At 73.3% G+C, this 15,610-nt stretch carries 28 protein-coding genes; 1 reads left to right on the forward strand and 27 read right to left on the reverse strand.

Going from position 1 to position 15,610, the window contains the following annotated elements; all coding sequences use genetic code 11:
• Positions 1–120: 120 nt before the first annotated feature.
• The 10 genes from HCN08_RS02460 to HCN08_RS02500 all read right to left on the reverse strand — a co-directional run bounded on the left by HCN08_RS02460 (position 121) and on the right by HCN08_RS02500 (position 4,770).
• Positions 121–525 carry an HNH endonuclease gene (locus HCN08_RS02460; protein ID WP_167981116.1) on the reverse strand — a complete coding sequence of 135 codons (405 nt, stop codon included), beginning with the start codon at positions 523–525 and terminating at the stop codon, positions 121–123.
• Between the two features lie 249 nt (positions 526–774).
• Positions 775–966, reverse strand: a complete 192-nt coding sequence (locus HCN08_RS02465; RefSeq protein WP_167981117.1) for a helix-turn-helix domain-containing protein — start codon at positions 964–966, stop codon at positions 775–777.
• 38 nt (positions 967–1,004) lie between these two features.
• Positions 1,005–1,145 carry a hypothetical protein gene (locus HCN08_RS02470; protein WP_167981118.1) on the reverse strand — a complete coding sequence of 47 codons (141 nt, stop codon included), beginning with the start codon at positions 1,143–1,145 and terminating at the stop codon, positions 1,005–1,007.
• Positions 1,146–1,225: 80 nt separating this feature from the next.
• Positions 1,226–1,447 carry a hypothetical protein gene (locus tag HCN08_RS02475; protein ID WP_167981119.1) on the reverse strand — a complete coding sequence of 74 codons (222 nt, stop codon included), beginning with the start codon at positions 1,445–1,447 and terminating at the stop codon, positions 1,226–1,228.
• 14 nt (positions 1,448–1,461) lie between these two features.
• On the reverse strand, positions 1,462–1,590 hold the full coding sequence (locus HCN08_RS36040; RefSeq protein ID WP_265738140.1) for a hypothetical protein: 129 nt from the start codon (positions 1,588–1,590) through the stop codon (positions 1,462–1,464).
• Positions 1,587–2,282, reverse strand: a complete 696-nt coding sequence (locus HCN08_RS02480) for a hypothetical protein (protein WP_167981120.1) — start codon at positions 2,280–2,282, stop codon at positions 1,587–1,589. Before HCN08_RS02480 ends, HCN08_RS36040 begins: the two co-directional genes overlap by 4 nt.
• Complete coding sequence (locus tag HCN08_RS02485; RefSeq protein WP_167981121.1) at positions 2,279–2,782, reverse strand: hypothetical protein; 504 nt, start codon at positions 2,780–2,782, stop codon at positions 2,279–2,281. The genes HCN08_RS02480 and HCN08_RS02485 overlap by 4 nt, the downstream gene beginning before the upstream one ends.
• 13 nt (positions 2,783–2,795) lie before the next feature.
• Complete coding sequence (locus HCN08_RS02490) at positions 2,796–2,954, reverse strand: hypothetical protein (RefSeq protein ID WP_167981122.1); 159 nt, start codon at positions 2,952–2,954, stop codon at positions 2,796–2,798.
• A gap of 158 nt (positions 2,955–3,112) precedes the next feature.
• Positions 3,113–4,141 carry a hypothetical protein gene (locus HCN08_RS02495; protein WP_167981123.1) on the reverse strand — a complete coding sequence of 343 codons (1,029 nt, stop codon included), beginning with the start codon at positions 4,139–4,141 and terminating at the stop codon, positions 3,113–3,115.
• The gene (locus tag HCN08_RS02500) at positions 4,138–4,770 is read right to left on the reverse strand and encodes a hypothetical protein (RefSeq protein WP_167981124.1); all 633 of its coding nucleotides are present in this window, start codon (positions 4,768–4,770) and stop codon (positions 4,138–4,140) included. Before HCN08_RS02500 ends, HCN08_RS02495 begins: the two co-directional genes overlap by 4 nt.
• 162 nt (positions 4,771–4,932) lie before the next feature.
• Here HCN08_RS02500 and HCN08_RS02505 point away from each other — a divergent pair, with 162 nt between their 5' ends.
• Positions 4,933–5,115 carry a hypothetical protein gene (locus tag HCN08_RS02505; RefSeq protein ID WP_167981125.1) on the forward strand — a complete coding sequence of 61 codons (183 nt, stop codon included), beginning with the start codon at positions 4,933–4,935 and terminating at the stop codon, positions 5,113–5,115.
• On the opposite strand, the gene HCN08_RS02510 is transcribed toward HCN08_RS02505, so the two are convergent.
• From HCN08_RS02510 to HCN08_RS02590, 17 genes are all read right to left on the reverse strand, one after another.
• Positions 5,063–5,734 (reverse strand): hypothetical protein, encoded by a 672-nt coding sequence (locus tag HCN08_RS02510; RefSeq protein ID WP_167981126.1) that lies wholly within the window; start codon positions 5,732–5,734, stop codon positions 5,063–5,065. The genes HCN08_RS02505 and HCN08_RS02510 overlap by 53 nt on opposite strands.
• A gap of 80 nt (positions 5,735–5,814) precedes the next feature.
• Entirely contained in the window at positions 5,815–6,111 is a 297-nt protein-coding gene (locus tag HCN08_RS02515; protein ID WP_167981127.1) for a hypothetical protein, read from the reverse strand.
• A 72-nt stretch (positions 6,112–6,183) separates the two neighbouring features.
• Positions 6,184–6,381 (reverse strand): hypothetical protein, encoded by a 198-nt coding sequence (locus HCN08_RS02520; protein ID WP_167981128.1) that lies wholly within the window; start codon positions 6,379–6,381, stop codon positions 6,184–6,186.
• On the reverse strand, positions 6,381–6,950 hold the full coding sequence (locus HCN08_RS02525) for a zinc finger domain-containing protein (RefSeq protein WP_167980701.1): 570 nt from the start codon (positions 6,948–6,950) through the stop codon (positions 6,381–6,383). The genes HCN08_RS02520 and HCN08_RS02525 overlap by 1 nt, the downstream gene beginning before the upstream one ends.
• A 19-nt stretch (positions 6,951–6,969) precedes the next feature.
• Positions 6,970–7,128, reverse strand: a complete 159-nt coding sequence (locus tag HCN08_RS02530; RefSeq protein WP_167981129.1) for a hypothetical protein — start codon at positions 7,126–7,128, stop codon at positions 6,970–6,972.
• 61 nt (positions 7,129–7,189) lie between these two features.
• On the reverse strand, positions 7,190–7,381 hold the full coding sequence (locus HCN08_RS02535) for a hypothetical protein (RefSeq protein ID WP_167981130.1): 192 nt from the start codon (positions 7,379–7,381) through the stop codon (positions 7,190–7,192).
• Positions 7,378–8,979 carry a DEAD/DEAH box helicase gene (locus tag HCN08_RS02540; protein ID WP_167981131.1) on the reverse strand — a complete coding sequence of 534 codons (1,602 nt, stop codon included), beginning with the start codon at positions 8,977–8,979 and terminating at the stop codon, positions 7,378–7,380. Before HCN08_RS02540 ends, HCN08_RS02535 begins: the two co-directional genes overlap by 4 nt.
• A gap of 324 nt (positions 8,980–9,303) precedes the next feature.
• The gene (locus tag HCN08_RS02545) at positions 9,304–11,967 is read right to left on the reverse strand and encodes a bifunctional DNA primase/polymerase (RefSeq protein WP_167981132.1); all 2,664 of its coding nucleotides are present in this window, start codon (positions 11,965–11,967) and stop codon (positions 9,304–9,306) included.
• A gap of 83 nt (positions 11,968–12,050) precedes the next feature.
• Entirely contained in the window at positions 12,051–12,356 is a 306-nt protein-coding gene (locus tag HCN08_RS02550; RefSeq protein ID WP_167981133.1) for a hypothetical protein, read from the reverse strand.
• Positions 12,353–12,568, reverse strand: coding sequence for a DUF4326 domain-containing protein (locus HCN08_RS02555; protein ID WP_206318194.1), 216 nt, complete (start codon positions 12,566–12,568; stop codon positions 12,353–12,355). The genes HCN08_RS02550 and HCN08_RS02555 overlap by 4 nt, the downstream gene beginning before the upstream one ends.
• Positions 12,565–12,975 (reverse strand): hypothetical protein, encoded by a 411-nt coding sequence (locus HCN08_RS02560; protein WP_167981134.1) that lies wholly within the window; start codon positions 12,973–12,975, stop codon positions 12,565–12,567. The genes HCN08_RS02555 and HCN08_RS02560 overlap by 4 nt, the downstream gene beginning before the upstream one ends.
• Positions 12,972–13,223, reverse strand: a complete 252-nt coding sequence (locus tag HCN08_RS02565) for a hypothetical protein (protein ID WP_167981135.1) — start codon at positions 13,221–13,223, stop codon at positions 12,972–12,974. The genes HCN08_RS02560 and HCN08_RS02565 overlap by 4 nt, the downstream gene beginning before the upstream one ends.
• The gene (locus tag HCN08_RS02570; RefSeq protein WP_167981136.1) at positions 13,220–13,780 is read right to left on the reverse strand and encodes a hypothetical protein; all 561 of its coding nucleotides are present in this window, start codon (positions 13,778–13,780) and stop codon (positions 13,220–13,222) included. Before HCN08_RS02570 ends, HCN08_RS02565 begins: the two co-directional genes overlap by 4 nt.
• Positions 13,781–13,869: 89 nt before the next feature.
• Positions 13,870–14,172, reverse strand: coding sequence for a hypothetical protein (locus tag HCN08_RS02575; protein ID WP_167981137.1), 303 nt, complete (start codon positions 14,170–14,172; stop codon positions 13,870–13,872).
• Positions 14,169–14,843, reverse strand: coding sequence for a hypothetical protein (locus tag HCN08_RS02580; RefSeq protein WP_167981138.1), 675 nt, complete (start codon positions 14,841–14,843; stop codon positions 14,169–14,171). Before HCN08_RS02580 ends, HCN08_RS02575 begins: the two co-directional genes overlap by 4 nt.
• A gap of 88 nt (positions 14,844–14,931) precedes the next feature.
• Positions 14,932–15,195, reverse strand: coding sequence for a helix-turn-helix domain-containing protein (locus HCN08_RS02585; RefSeq protein WP_167981139.1), 264 nt, complete (start codon positions 15,193–15,195; stop codon positions 14,932–14,934).
• Positions 15,192–15,401 (reverse strand): helix-turn-helix domain-containing protein, encoded by a 210-nt coding sequence (locus HCN08_RS02590; RefSeq protein WP_322974183.1) that lies wholly within the window; start codon positions 15,399–15,401, stop codon positions 15,192–15,194. The genes HCN08_RS02585 and HCN08_RS02590 overlap by 4 nt, the downstream gene beginning before the upstream one ends.
• Positions 15,402–15,610 lie beyond the last annotated feature (209 nt).

A 15,610-nucleotide genomic window follows, 5' to 3' on the forward strand; every position in this document is an offset into this window, starting at 1 on the left:
CTGACCTGCACGTTTGTGCAGTTTGCCGTAAAACCGCAGGTCAGGGGGGTGCATCCCCGGGGGGATTTTCCCCCGGGGGGGGTGCTTCAGACCAGCCCGGGGGGGGTGCGTTTCCGCAGGTCAGGGGGGTGTGATTCCTCGGCGGCGGGCGAGATACCGCTGTCGCCCGCGCTCGGCCTCAGCTGCGCTCTTCACGCGATCGCAGGACGGGCAGAGCAGGCCGAGGTTGTCGAGGTCACGGGCCGATCCGCCCTCGGCGACGGGCGTCTTGTGGTCCAGGACGTAGGTCTCGGCGTCGGGGTCGTCGGGGTCGGGCTCGGCCCCGCACAGGTAGCAGGTGTCGTGGTCACGGCGGGCGATGCGGGCCTTGAGGGCTCGCCACTCGCCGCTGCTGATGCCGTCGTACCGGGCGGCCTTGTCGTCCCGGCCGGCCCAGGGGCGGCGCTTGTGCTCGTCGCACCTGCCCTCGGTGGTCAGCTCCCGGCAGCCGGGTTCGGCGCATCGGGATGGGGGGCGGGTGGGCACCGGGGGTCACCTCCGGGGGCTTCCGGTCCGTGGGGGCGGAAGACGGTGAGTACCACGCCCTGGCTGGTGACGCCGGTGATCATGGCTGCGGTGCAGGTGCCGTCGTGGTTGACGTGGACGATGCGGCCGACGCTGGGCTACATGGATGCCTCCCGGTGCTGGACATGCCGCAGGCCCCGGACCGTGGTCGTCTCGGGGCCTGCGGGCATACGTGTGCGGAAAGATCGTGACACCGGCTGTGACCTGGCGTCAAGCGGCCTCGCGGTCACGCCACAGCGCGAGTACCTGCTCGGTGTCGTAGTAGGGCTGGCGCTGGCTTCCGCCGGCGCGGGCGAGCTGGCCGCGCTGGACGAGCTTGCGGACGCCCGGCAGGCCGATGCCGAGGGTGTCGGCGACCTGCCGGGCGGTCATGTGGCCGGCGGGGACGAACAGGGGCTCCATGCCCCCAGTGTGCCGCGCTTCCGCCGGGCGATGTGCGGCTACTCGTCGCTGTGTTCGTCCTCGGCGGCGGCGACCGCGGCCTCTGCTCGGGCCATGGCCTCGTCGTGCTCGACCGTGCCGGGTGGGGTGGCGCCGGCGGCGGCGATGGCGGCCCAGGCGGCGTCGGTTTTGTCGCTCATGGTGTCGATCCTCTCATCGGGGTGGCCCGCCGGGGTGTGCCCGGCGGGCCGTGGCCGCCGGGGGGCGGTCGGGGCGGGTGTTATGCGTCGCTGTCGGTGGGAGGCCCGCAGCGGCAGTTCTCGGCGTCGGCGCCCTGCCCGATGCGGCAGGCGCAGTAGAGAGGTCCGAGGGCGCCGGTGGCGGTGACGCCGTTCTCGTCGCCGCCGTAGCAGTTGTCACACTCGCCGGGCTGCCACTCTTCGGTGGTGTCGTCGTCCTCGTCGTCCATGTAGTCGTCGTGGTCGGTGTACGCGTCGATCACGATGTTCCTTTCTGTCAGCGGTTGCCGTTCTGGCATCCGTGGCCGATGGGCATCCACCCGCCGCAGGCGGCGCAGTAGGTGGTGGTGAACCGGCCGCCATCGGCGGCGAGGACGCCGAGCCGGGTGAGCGCGCGGTGGATCATCGGCGGGCCTCCTGCCGGTCGACGGGGCCGTGCTTGACGAGCAGGCCCCCCTCTCCGATCGCGGTCTTGGTCGTGTTGTCGCTGTTGTTGTTGTCGGTGTGACCTGCGGCAACAACCCCGCCTGGAGCCGGATCGGGCTGGGGGAGCGGGGGCAGGTCTGTGCGGTGGATGCCGGTGGTGACGGCGGGGTCGGCGCCGGGCACGCGGACTTGGCGGGTGCGGATGCCGGCGGCGCGGCACAGGGCGAGGACGTCCCACTGCCGACCCGTCTCGGCGGCGAGTTGGGCGCCGATGGCGGTCAAGTGGACGTTGCCGCCGCCGGCGACGTCGTGGATGAGGTCGAGGAAGTCGTCGAAGTCGAGCGGCGGCTCGTCGTCCGCATCGTCCTCGGCCGGCTCGTCGTCCGCGTCGTCCTGGTCGTCGTCCTCGGCCTCGGTCTCCGGGGCTCCGGCAACGAGGACGGACAGGACGGCGAGCGCGCCGGCGCTCCCCCAGGCGACCGGGCCCAGCTCGTAGGCCACTCCCCCGACCACCCACGCGGCGATGCCGCCGCCGAGGGTGCGGCCGAGGGCGGTACGGGTGCGGTGCTCGTCGACGTCGTCGGCGGCGAACCAGGCTGCGGCGGAGCGGGCAAGCTGGTCGATGCCGCGGGCGATGCGGGTCTCTGCGCGGCTGAGGTCGGTGTCGGTCATCGGGCCATCGCCTTCGTGAAGGCGGCGCCGAGGGTGTTGACGCCATCGCCGAGAGGGACGGCGGCGGCTCCGGCGACGGTGCCGGACAGGGCGAGGCAGATACCGGCGACCAGGCCAACGGCGAGCTTCCAGGAGCGGAGCTTCTTCGCCCACTTCCACAGGGCGAGCAGGACGACGGTGACGAGCAGGACGACCACGTGTCCGCCGGGGTCGAGGACGAGCTGGCGGGCGCGGGTGACATCCATGGTGGTCCCGCCGACGCCGTATTTGAGCGTCTTGTCGCCGACCTGGTTGGCGCCCCATAGGGTGGTGCGCGCGGCCCAGCCGAGCAGGCCGCCCCCGGAGAGCGTGAGGAGCATCCCGTAGGCGGCGGCGAGGATGAACGGGACGAGGGCCCCGCCCTTGTGGCCCTCGCGGAACCACCAGTAGACGGCGTAGGCGGCTACGCAGCAGGAGCCGACGGCGATGCCGCCGAGGGTGACGGAGTGCGGAATGGTCATGGTGGTTGCGTCCTTAGAGCGCGAAGAGGAACGCCACGTAGCCACCCACGGCGACGACCAGCGCGGCCGTGGCGAGCACGGGCGGGAGCGCGCGGCGGTCGACGGCGAGCAGCGCGAGGGCTGCGCCGACCATGGCGGCCAGGAAGAGCACGAGGAGCACGGCACTGGGCACGGTGGTCTCCGGGGTGGTGTGGCGTGGGGTCGCGCGCGGGTCTGCTCGCCGGGTCTGCGCCGTGGTGGGCGCTCGCCGGGGCTCGCCGGTCTGCGGGCCGCTCGGGCGGCCTCGGCCGACGCCGCGCCGGTGGGGGCGGCGACGACCGGGGCGGTCCGTCAGCGGGCGGTGGTGCCGTCTTCCTCGCGGGACATGAGGTCGCCCCAGGCCCGGCGTACACGCTCTTCACTGCCGACGTACCCGGCGTCACGGAAGGCCGTGACGGCGGCGCGGTAGGACCGGGGCGGGTCCTCCTGGTAGCGCAGCCAGCGGAGTACGACGACCAGCTGCTCGCCGCTCAGCGCGTCGCCGGGGGTAGGCGTGGGCACGCCCGCGACCACGGCCAGCTCGGCGAGGGCGGCGGCAGGTGCCTCCGGCTCGATGACCTGCGTGACGGCGCCGGGCACGGGTGTGCCGGTCTCGGCCGCGGGGGGTTGTTCGACGGCAGGTTCGGGCGCGGGGTCGAGGGCGGGCGTCACGCTCGTGCCCACGGCGTCACGGGCGGGTGTGACGGCGGGGGCGAACATCGCGGCGAGCGCGGCGTCGGCGCCTTCGGTGAGCCGGACCCGCTGGACGTCGAGCAGCTGCTCGCCGAGCGCGGTGTCGTCGGCGCCGACGCGGCGCGCGAGGCGCCAGGCCCGGCGTGCCGCACGCTGTCGTACGGCCTCGTCGGGGTGGCGCTCGGCGCGGGCCTGCTCGTAGGCGAGTGCCCGTACGGCGGCGGCCGTACGGCGGCGGGCCTCGACGTCCTCCCCGGTGGTCCGGACGACGATGCGCCGGGCGAGCAGCCCGACGCCCTCCGCGGCTGCCACCATCGCCAACGGCGTGGCCGCGTAGACGACGGTGGTGCGCGCACCGCCGGCGGCGACGGCGCCGAGGGCGGAGCCGACGGCGGGCAGCAGCCAGAGGCCGGCGCGGACGGTGCGCGGGGCGCCCTGCCCCAGCATCACCAGGCCCACGTAGGCGAGCGCGAGGATCAGGGTGGCGCCCTCGCCCGCGGCGACAGCGCCGAGCGCGGTGGAGCCGCTGTAGATGCTGGTCAGGTTCGAGTAGGTGCCGCGGGCTCCGGCGGCGCCGATGGCGAGCATGCCGAGCATGGCGGCGCCCAGGACGCCGGCCTGCGTGCGGGTGAGGGGGCGGCCGGTCATCGGTCACCTCGCGCGCAGATGGGGCAGCGGTGGTCGGCGATCTCGGTGTCGTGGCAGCGGTTGACGCAGGCCCGGCAGTAGGTGGTGTCGCGGTGGCGGGCGGCGCCGTCCCACCGGGTGTCGGCCGGGTCGAACGGGCGGCGGCAGACGGTGCACGCGTCCACCTCGGCCGCCGTGAGGGCGGCGGGCTGCCACAGGGTGTAGGTGACCGGGGCGGCAGCGGTGCGGGCGCGCAGGTCCGCGGCCAGCTCGGCCGGGTCGAGGCGGGCGACGTACTCCGGGCTCAGGGAGACGGACAGCACGGCGTGCAGGTCGATGAGGCGCCGGTGCATCAGGTTGCGCCAGGCGATCTCGTCGGCGTCGGCGGTGCTGGGCAGCGGCAGGCCGGTGGCGTCGCGGATGGCGGCGAGCAGGTCGAGGACGTCGCTGGACAACGTGGACTCGCCCTTGCGGGTGTCCTTCGCGGCGGCGTCGGTCGTCGGTGCGGTCTGGCAGCCGCGGGAGCAGATGAGCTGTCCCTGCTCGGCGATGGGGTCCGGGAGCAGGGGGCCGGTGGTGCTGCCGCAGAGGTGGCACCCGGCGGGGTGGGGCTCGACGGCCGGCGGGCCGGAGCGCGTGGGAAGATCCATGAAGCCGGTCTCCTGGTTTCGTCAGGTGGTCGGTCAGGCCCGCGGTTGGTGTTGGTAGCACCGGCCGTGGGCCGTTTTAGCGTTTCAGCCGCTCAAGGTGGCTAGCCACCACTCTACGCACGACCGTAGACGGGTGGCAATACACCGTGCGAAAATCGCGTCATGCCCTCAGTCCACAAGCACCCGGCGAAGACGTTCCGGCCCGAACCCGAGCTGTACGCGCGGGCCCAGGCGGCCGTCTCCGAGGTCGGCTCGGACATGCAGGCGCACATCGTCGGCTTCCTGCGCTGGCTCACGCACGAGACGGACTCTCTCCCCAGCCGCCCGCCGAAACCGCAGGGCTGACGTCGGCCTGCACCTCCCGGAGCCACATCCACAGCCGCCCGGGGTACTCGGCCTGGCACCACGGGCAGGTGATCACGTCGGCTCCGCGCTCCATGCGCAGCACAGCGCCACACGCCTGGCCGTCGCGGAGCGCCGGGCAGTAGCCGATGCGGGTGGTGCGTACCGGCGGCGCCACGATCGACGTGATCTCGGCGTACAGGTCGGCGACCTCCCGCGCGAGCGTGCCGGCCTCCGGCCAATGCGCGGCGATCCACGGCAGATGGGCGGACAGGGCCGCCGCAGCGGCACGAACGCGCGGCTCCACGCCGGCCGGGATGACCGGCTCGGCCCAACCGCGCTCGGCGTGGAGGCCGGCCTGCCAGTCCTCCAGGACGCCGACGATGCCGCCGCCAGCGCGCAGCACCAGGGGGTGCTCGACGACGGGCAGCGGCGCGTCCACGCGGGTGCCGCCGCCGCCGTCCTGGCGGGGCCAGTTCGAGCCGAGCGGTACCAGCTCGTCGGCGAGGTTGCGGTAGAGGTACGGGAACGCGGCGAGGCGCTGGGCTGTGGTGGTGACGCACGCCTGGCAGAGGTGGGCGTCGGCGTCCTGGTGCTGTTCGCACAGTCCGCAGGTGGACATGGTTCCTCCGGGTGGTGCGCCCGGGGCGGCGGGTCTGGTGGCTGGCGCCGCCCCGAGCGGATCAGAATGTCGACTCGCGGCTACGCGCCAGCGGGCTCCAACTCGGTGCCGGTCAACTCGGCGTACAGCGCCTTGCAGGCGTCGCAGTCGCACGTCCGCGGACCGCCGGCGTCGCCCTCGGTGCTGAGCTGGTCGCCGGGCGGCACGATCCGCTCTATGCTGCGGCCCTTCGTGTCGAAGGTGGGCAGCAGCTCGGGCTTGTCGCTGCGGCGGCAGAGGGTGGTGCAGCCGGCGCAACCGCAGGACATCGGGCCTTTCTTGTCGGAGCCGTGGCTGAGGTCGCCATGCCGGCACTTGCAGCGGTGTCCGATGCGCATTTCAGGTGTCCTTCCGGTGGTTGGTGGCGGGCCGTGGCGGGGGTTTGATGCGCACTGCCCGAACGATCTGGGTCAGTGCGGCCGGTCTGCTGCGTCGATGAGGCTGAGCGCGTGGAGGAGGAGACCGCGGGCGATAGCCCGTTCGCGGGCGGCGGTGGGGGCCTGCTCGTCGACTTGCACCTCGTCGCCGTTGGTGGCCCGGTAGGTGAGCGTCGGGGCGGTGCTCACCTCCGGCTCGACGGGCCCGCGGAGCGGGAGGCCGAACCCCATCACTCGTCGCCGTAGCCGCGGATCGCGCTCCGGATCCGGAGGGCAACCTCGGTGCCGGGTGCTCGCCAGGCTTGGTCGTCGACCTCGTCCGCCAGTTCGTGGACGCGGGCGAGGCTCGCCTCGGCGCGCTTGGCACGCTCGCGCAGGGCCAGGGTGCGACGCGCCAGCAGTTCCTTGGTCTTCGCCGTGACCGAGTCGGCGAGGCTCGCCTGTCGGACGAGTTCGGCGACGCAGGACCGAAGGCTGCGCAGCTCGGTGCCGGAGGGCGTTTTGCCGCGATCGAGGCGGTCGAGGATGAAGCCGACGGTCGCGGCCGGGCCGGGCGAGGTACGCGGCTGCGCGGTCTCGGCATGGCGGTCGTTGTACGCCTTGGTGCGGGCTTGGTGGACGTCGTGCCGCCGTACGCGGGCTCCGCCGTGCGAGGTGCAGAGGGCGCCGGGTTCCGAGCTGCACGCAGGGCAGGCGACGGCGAGCGCGGGCAGGGTGTAGGCCGCGGTGGTATCCGTGCTGGCGTGGCCCAGCTCGGTGGCGATGTCGGCGGGCTGGGGGGTGAGGGACTGCTCGGTCATGGGTGGTCGTCTCCTTCGGTTACGCCTGGGCGGTGGTGCCAAGCAGCGCCTCGTCGACGGCGGCCTGCGCCTGGTCGAACTCGGCGTCGGTCACGGTCGGGTCGTCCTCGATGTCGCGCAGCCACGCGGTGACGTCGTTCGGGTGCCAGCGGTCGAGGTCGGTCGGGATGGTGAGCATCTGCTTCTCCTTCGTGGTGAGATGGGGCGCGGCCGGGCCTGGTAACGACAGGCCCGGCCGGTCACGTGGTGGCCCGGGCGGGGCAGCGTCCCGCGTGGACGGCGCGGACGTGCTCGACGAACGAGGCGACCGGGCGGGGCCCGGTGACGGGGCCCTCGGTGGTGCCGCAGCGGTGGCAGTCGTAGCGAGCCGCCGGCTGGTCGCCGAGGACGACGTGGAGCAGACCCGCGAGCTGTTGCGGCCGGCCAGTCATGCCGCACCGACCAGGGCCGTGTCGAGCCGGGCCGACGCGCGGTGGACGTCCTGGAGGTCGGCGACGTCGCCGGCCGTCGCGCCGGGCGGGACCGGGATGCGGTGGTACCGGCAGAACTTCAGCTGCCGCTCGGTGGGACGGCCGGACCGCCAGCTGGCCGCGCGGGTGAGCAGCGCGGAGCTGACGGCGCGGCGGGCGTGTGCCTCCATCCAGTGCATGGCGTCGACGAGGTCGAATGCCTCGTCGCGCGGGGGCGAAATCGTCTGACCGTTCGCCCACTTGCGGAGGCGGTAGCCGCCTGCGGTGTGGTCGGGGGTCAGGAAGAGCAGCAGCTCGCCGGCCGGGATGAACCAGGTGCCCCGGTAGGTGCGCAGCCAGCGGATCCGGGAGCCGCCGAAGACGTCGATGTCCTCAACGCGCAGGACCGGGAGGACGGTGGGCGGGACCGCGCGGGCCATCTCGGCGGCGGCGCGCAGCGACTGCCCCTCGCGCACCTCCGCGACGGCCTCGGACGAGAGGTCGACGATGCTGGCGAGCTTGTGACGTGTGCTCGCGCCGACCACGTCGAGGATCAGCGCGTCGCGCTTGCCGGTCTCGGGGCTGAGCCGGAGCGCCCGGCCGGCCATCTGCACGTACAACCCCGGGGACTTGGTCGGGCGCGCGATCACGGCGCAGCTGGTGTGCGGCGCGTCAAAGCCCTCCGTCAGCACCATGCAGTTGGCCACCGCCTGGAGGTCGCCGGCGCCGTACCGCGCGAGCACGCTTCGCCGCTCCTCGCGGGGCATCTCGCCCCACACCACGCCGGTCGGGATCCCGGCCTCGGTCATCACCTGGGCCATCACCTGGGCGCTGCTGACGGTGGGCGTGAAGACCACGCCGGGCCGGTCGGCAGCGTGCTCGCGGTACGCCTGGGCGACCACGGCCGCGGCGTTGGAGTCCTCCAGTGCCTGGCCGAGCTGCCCGCCGACGAGGTCGCCGGCGCTGGTCTTCACGCGGTCGAGGTCGAGGCCGTCGACCACGACGCGCTTCCCGCGGACGTCGACCAGGTGGCCGGCCTCGATCAGGTCGAGGATGTCGAGCTGGTAGACGACGCCGGTCCACACGTCGCCGAGGCCGCCGTCGCCGCGGGCCAGGGTCGCGGTGAATCCGGCGGTCGGCACGTCGCGCCAGGCGCCGAAGTGCCGGAGGACGTCGAGGTAGGTCTGGGCGGCGGCGTGGTGGCACTCGTCCACGATGATCAGGCCGACGTCGCGTAGGGCCTCGCGCCGCTTCGGCACGGCCAGGGTCTGGACGCTGGCCACGACGACGTCGGCGAAGGTCTCGTCGCGCTCGGCCTTGACGATGCCCACGGTGCGGTCAGGGACGACGGCCCGGATCTTCTCGGCGGCCTGGTGCAGCAGCTCTTCGCGGTGGGCGATGACGAGGGCCCGGCCGGGAAGCAGCTCTGCGCGGTCCCGAGAGGCGATCAGGCCGGCGAACGTCACGGTCTTGCCGGCGCCGGTGGGCAGCACGACCGCGAGCCGATTGCGGCCCTCGGCCCACGCGCTCTCCAGTGCGCTGATGGTGTCGGCCTGGTACGGCCGGAGTTGGAAGGTCAAGTCCTCACCTCGACTGTTGCGGGGATGTGCGGGGATGGGTGCGGGGATCTACGGGAGCCTCCGCACGGTGCTGAGCTGTGGTTTTGCGGGGATGCGGGGATCTACGGGGATCTCTCCAAGCTCTGCGCAGTGAGGAGAAGCCCGGTGGTGCGTTCGCTGCGTGGTGATGTGCGATGTGCGGTACGCACCGGTCGTGTTGCGTGTGCAGACGGACGGACGGGGTCCCCGCAAGTCCCCGCATCCCCGCATCGCCGCAGATGGGGCCGCGTGCGGGGGCTCGCGTAGATCCCCGCCCCCATCCCCGCACATCCCCGCAGCGTGCGGTCATCGCGCGCCTGCCAGAACGCCGGACGGCTGGACGCGCCACAGGTTCCGCTTGTTGCGGCGGTCGAGGACGAGGACCGGCTTGATGCCGTCGAAGTAGCGGCCGTCGCGGGCCTTGAGCCAGTGCCCCAGGCTGTTCGCGGACGGCGGTTCACCGGTCCGGTGGTCACGCGGGACGACGTCGATCAGCGCGGCCAGGATCTTGCTGACCGGGTGGGCCTCGGTACCCAGCTTGTCCTGCCAGGCGGCCAGGAAGGCAGCCCACTCCAGTACCTCGTCGTCCTGGCCGACAAGGTCGTCTCGGTCGGTCATCCATCCCTCGACGCCGAGGAAGCCGAGCAGGCCGGCGACGATGGTGGCCCACTCCGAGTAGTCGCCCTTGCGGGTGCGGATGGTGGGTGCGCCGGCCGCCAGCCAGGCGCGGACCATCGTGACGAGGGCGGCGACGACGGTGGACGCCTGGGCGCGCAGCCAGGGGCGGAGGTCGCCTACGCGAAACCCGTCGCGCTGGTCGGGGTCGGGGCAGTCGGGGTCGAGACGGACCCACAGCGTCCGGCGTCCGTTGTCGCCGCCGGTGCGCAGGCCGTTGCCGGTGACGACCCACAACCGGTCGTTGGGCATGGTGACGGACGCGGTAGAGCCGAGCACGCGGTCGCCCCAGTGCTCTTGGGTGAGCAGGGCGGAGATGACCGGCGACTTGATCACGTGTCCGTTGGGGAGGTTGTCGAGGACGACAACGGGCTGCCCTGTGGTGTAGAGCTGCGTGGTGATGCTCTTCCGCAGTTCGGTGTCGTTCTCCGGCCACGCGGTGTCGGCGATGCCGTACAGCGCCTTGAAGATGTCCTTCAGCAGGCTCTTGCCGCTGCCGGGCGCGGTCGCGCTGATGACGAGCATCGGGGTGGGTCCGTGGAAGTACGGGCGCAGGATCGGCGTCAGCAGGCCGCCGAGCATGTGCGCGCGGTCGGCTGGCTGCGTCCACGGGAAGTCGTGCAGCATCTCGTCCAGGACGATCCGGCGCGCAGTCGTCAGGCTCTCAGAGCTGACGTGCGGCTGGAGGCGCCGCAGCGGGACGCGAGGGTGCAGGTAGAGGCCGGTGGCCGGGTCGTATCCGGGGGACTGAATCAGGCTCCCGTCCGGCCTGACGACGGGACTGGTGACGACGCCGCGCAGAGGCGGCAGCGGCCAGTCCTTGCGGCCCAGGATCGTGCCACAGGTCTTCGGCATGAACAGCTCGCGGACTTCCTCGCTCTGCTCGGTGCGCGGGTCGGTCTTCACCACGAAGCTGCCGACGTGGTCCGCCAGGTAGGCGCGCAAGTTGTCCGATCCGAGCTGCTGCATGATCGGACTGCCGTTGTCGTCGGTGTGCACCCACACCGGGCCGCCGGACCGCTTGTAGAGGTCGGGCAGCTGGCCGTCCGCCATCAGTCCGAGAACGCCGTCGAGCGCATCGGCCTCGTTGGTGATGTCCAGCTCGGGGCGACCCTGCGGAACGACATGCAGCGCGGGCCCGCCGGCCGCCTGCTCGTCCGGCTCGGCGGCCGGGTCCAGCGCGGTGCTCCCGTCGCTGAACGCGGCGGCCCGCGGCGAGGTCGAGCCGATGCGGCGGCGCTCCGGTGCGCGTCCATAGCCCTGCCGCTTGAGGTCGGCGGCGGCACGCTTGTGGTCGCCTCCGAAGTTGAGCAGCGCGTGGGCCCCGAACTTGGTGTAGGGCACCTCGGCGGTGAACTCTGTGCCGGTGGTGAAGACGTACAGCCGGTCGGCGTCTGCGGCGCGGCCGGTGGTCGCCGAGACGCCCCGATCCTTGCCGGGGCGCCGCCAGTAGCGGGTGCGGCCCCGCTGTTGGACGAAGGTCCAGCCGTGCGGCTGGAGGATGTCCGCCCAGTCGGCGCGGGCGTCGAAGTCGTCGCCCGGGCGCAGGCCGCCCTCGCCGATCGGCCGCACGTCGCGCGGTGCGCTCGCCGGCGTCTCCTGCTTCGGGACGGCGTCGACCATGCGGCAGACCTCGCGTACCGCGTCCATCCGGTCGGCGTCGATCTCCGGCAGTGTGGCGGGGCTGCCGCTGATCCGGACGTACGGCCGGCCGCTGGCGTGGACGCTGCCGTGCGAGGGCGCGACGACCCCGTATCCGCCCTCGCCGCGAGTTTCGATGAGGACGCGGATCGGGGGCTTGGCCCCCGGCTTCTCGGCCAGGCGCTGCCGTTCCTCGGGGGTGAACTCGTCCTCGCGCGCCAGGCGGGACGCGAGCTTCATGCTGCCCTGCACGGGGGCGCCGACGATGCGGGCGCGGAAGTGCAGGCCGCCGCTGGGCGACTGGTCTACCCACCCGGTGGTGATCGCGTCCCAGTCGTCGCCGAGGCCCGACCCGATCATGATGTCGGTGACCTCGTCGAGCAGGCCCTCGGCGATGGCGCGGCCCTCGAACTCGATCATCTCGATGTTGCCGCTGACCGCGCCGTAGACGACTCCGATGCCGGTACGGCGGCCGTCGCCGAACCAGGCGTCGTGCTCGGCGGGCGTGGAGCGATTGACCTTGTAGGAGGTCCAGCTGCGGACGTCCGGCTGCTTGGTGCCGTTGGCCTTGACGGGCAGGACGCAGAGGCTGGCGGCGTGCAGCTCGTCGGCCGCGACCCGCAGGTTCGGCGGCGCGTCAGGGGTGTTCGTCACGGAAGTCCTTGGGGTTGTGCTGGTTGTGGTCCGTGAAGGCGGGCCCGGCGCCGGGGGAAGGCGGCGCCGGGCCCGCGGGCCCGTCAGCCGGGGGCCGTGGAGGCGACGTAGATCGCGATGACGCGTCGCGCGTCACCGAGGTGGCTGTCGCACACCGGCCAGACGTCGGCCTGCTCGCCTGCGCGGTAGAGCCGCAGGACGGTGGTGGCCGGCCGCGTGCAGCCGCCGCAGGGCACGGTGTCGGGGGCGGTCACTGGGCAGTCGCACCAGGTGCACCCCTCTCCGGAGGGGAAGTCGGCGAAGAGGACCGGCTCGGTCGCGGACAGGTCGCGCACGAGCGCCTGGGCCTGGTCGCGGGCGGCGACCATCGCCGCGCTGAAGGTGCTCAAGGACGCTCACCCCCGTTCGCCAGTTCCAGCAGCACGGCGGCGTGGCAGTGGTCGGGCTGGCCGGGGGCGGGCAGGGGGCACCAGCACATGAGGTCCCGGCCCGCCAGCTCCCGGCGTGCGGCCTCCGCCAGCGACGGGTGCTGCTCCAGCCACCGCCGGTACATCTCGGTGGCCTGCTCGCGGGTGGCGGGGGCGAAGGCGAAGGCCGTCACCGCGCACCCCCACGGGTGAAGGTGAACGTGCCGGAGACGCCGCGGGCCGTGATCTTTCCGCCGGAGACGAGCATGTCGACGGTGACCTCGATGCGCTCGGTAGCGCCGACGAAGGGCGTGAGGTCGGTGCGGATCTGCTCGGCGAGGTCGGCCGCGCTGTCGGCGACGACCGTGAGCGGGGCGAGGGAAAGGAGGCGGTGCGGGCCGAGCCGGTCGTAGGTGACGACGTACCGGCCGGGCTGGAACTGCGGCGCGGGGCGGGCGGTGGCGGGCTCGGGAGGCGGGGTGAACTCCGCCCGGGACAGCACCGGGGCGGGGTCGAGGGCGGCCTTGGGCGCGGCGGGCGGCGGCACCGGGACCGGCGCCAGATCCGACGGCGATGGCCGACGACGGGAGAACAGCTTCATCGGGGCTTCGGCTCCTTGCAGACGTGCCAGTCGGTGAGCAGCCCGCCGCACTCCGGGCAGGTGGGGATGACGGCGTGGCGGCCCAGGTGCGCGGCGGCGTACAGCTCGCGGGCCGGGGTGCGGCCGGCGGCGAGGGTGCGGGCGATCTCGGCGCGGGCCTCGGCCCGGCGGTGGTGCGCGTCCTCGGCGCCGATGGCGGTGTACAGCGGCAGGGCGGCGGCCAGGGCGCACCGCAGCGTGGTGATCACCTGCCCTCACCGCCCTCGGTGAGCTTCGGCAGCCGGTCCAGGTGGCAGACCGCCACCACCGGCACGCCGCGCCACAGGCCATGCGCCGTCGCGGTCCCCCCGCGGTACGTCGCCTCGCCGATCAGGCACCCGAGGCGCCGCTGCCAGTCCTGCCACTCCTGCCAGGTGCGGGGGTGGAGGATCAGCCGCAGGGCACCGATGCCGATGAGGTAGCCGATGACGGCCGGGTCGTGGAGGTCCTGGATCTCGCGGGCGGCGCGGCCGGCCGGGGTCTCGGGCTCGCTGTCCTCGCTCGCGCGCAGGTGGGCGGCGGCCTGGGTGTAGAGCAGGTTCACCGCGTCGTCGTCGCGCTCGGTCGCCTCCAGCAGGTGGGCGGCCTCGCGGTACGTCGTCCCGATGGCGGCGGCGAGCTGCTGCTCCAGCTCCGCGATACGGACCTGCGCGTTCAAGAGGAGCCGTACGACCGGGCCGGTATGCTCGACCAGCGTCTCGACGGCTTCACGCCATGCAGCGGTCCCCGGCTCGGTGTCGCGCGCCTGGTGTACGGACTCGGCCACCGTCTTCACGGTCTCCGCCGATGCGACACCAGGCGTGTACTGGAGCGCCCGGCGCACGAGCCTGCACTGCTCAGCGCTCAGCGGGGCGCTCACGCGTCCTCACCGGCCTCGGCCTTGAGTCGGGCGATCTCCGCGCGGGCCTCCGCCAGCTCGTCCTGCGCGGTGCGCTCCTGCTCGGCCAGCCTGACCAGGTCGTCCCGCCACCCCTGGACGCCGAGCAGCATCGACTCCGCGGCGCGAACCTTGTCGGCCAGGGGCGTGCTGTTCGGGAAGAGGAAGCTGACGGACGTGGACTGGGCGGCGTCGGAGTAGAAGTACAGCGACCCGAGGAGGCTGGCAGTGCTGCTGGCCGTCGCGTGCTTGTCGAGGAAGATCGTGATCTGGGTGCTCACGCGTCACCTCGCATCACGGCACGGAAGGCGCCGGCCACCGTGTCCGGCTGCTGCGTCGGCGCCGGGTCGGACCAGTCGGCCGGCGTCACGTACCCGGCCTCCACGGACGCCTGGTAGTCGGCGTCGGGGGCGAGCGCGTCGGCCAGCGGCTGCGCGGCGGCGTCGCGGGCCATCGCGCGCTGGTGCGCCGCCTGCTGCCGGGGGCTACGGGCGCACGCGTCGCAGCAGGCGAGGGTGTCGATCGGCTCGACCGGCGGGGCGACGGCGAGCGGGGGCACCGCCGGGTCGTCCACGTCGTGCCGCTGCACCAGCAGCGCGGCCCGGCGCCGGCGCTCCGCGTCCTCCGCCGGCGTCCGCACCGCCACGCCGTACGGCACGTCCACGTCGCACGTGAACTCCACCGGGACCGCGGCGATCGACAGCGACACCGACAGCCAGACGCTGCCCGGGTACGCGTGGAGCTCCACGGCCGCGGGGGCGACCGCCAGGAGCGCACGCCACCGCTCCAGCGCGGCCGGGGACTCGACGACGATGCGGACACCGACGCGCGGCCCGACGCCGATACGGACCGGCGGCATGTCGGCGGCGGTGGTGGCGAGCCAGGTCGCCGCGCGCAGGGCGGGCAGCTGATCGCCGATGGTGGGCGGGCGCCCGGTAGGCTGGTCGGACATGGCGATACCTCTCTGATCTGCTGTTGGGTGAGGTGGAGCCGTGGGGGCCGTACCGGTGGCAGCCGGGCGGCCCCGACGCGTGTCGGGGTCAGGCGCTCTTGCGGCGCGGCGCCGGCACCTGCCGCGCGGTCGCGGCGTTGTAGGCGCGGATGTCGTCGGCGGTGAGCGTGATCCGGCCACCGTCGCCGTGGTGCTGGAGCTTCCGGGCGTAGCACTTCTCGCGGATCATGCGGGCGGTGAAGGGGAGCCACCCCCGCGCCGCGACCTCCTCCGGCGTGTAGCGCCGGAGCTCGTCGACCTCGTCGGTCGGCTCGGTGGGGGTAGTGGGCTGCTCCGTGGCCTGTGCGGTCACGTCGTCGTCTCCTTGTGGGTGATGGCGGCCTCCGGCACGTCCAGCGCCCGTGCGATCCGCCCGACGGTCTCGCCGCTAGCTCCCGCGAGACCCCGCTCCAGCTTGGAGAGGTGTCCGCGGTGCCGGCCAGTGAGGGTCGCGAGGGTCCGGAGGCTCATTCCTTGAGACTCCCTGAGGGCTCTGATTGCGTCGCCGTTCGGTGTCACCCTCAGAGACTAAGGGTACGAGGCGTCGAACTGCAAGCACTCTGCCTACATCATGCCCTCAATCTCGCAGGGTGGGGCGACAGTGACTGAGGGGATTGCGCCCCCTGTGCGCCGTATGCAACCCACGCGCCCCTCAATGGGCCCCTTGGTGCAGGTCAAGGGCTGAGACTGGCCTGTGCGGGTTGCATGGGATGGGGCATCATGGGGTC

The sequence above is a fragment of the Actinacidiphila epipremni genome (assembly GCF_012034175.1).
Classification (GTDB): domain Bacteria; phylum Actinomycetota; class Actinomycetes; order Streptomycetales; family Streptomycetaceae; genus Actinacidiphila; species Actinacidiphila epipremni.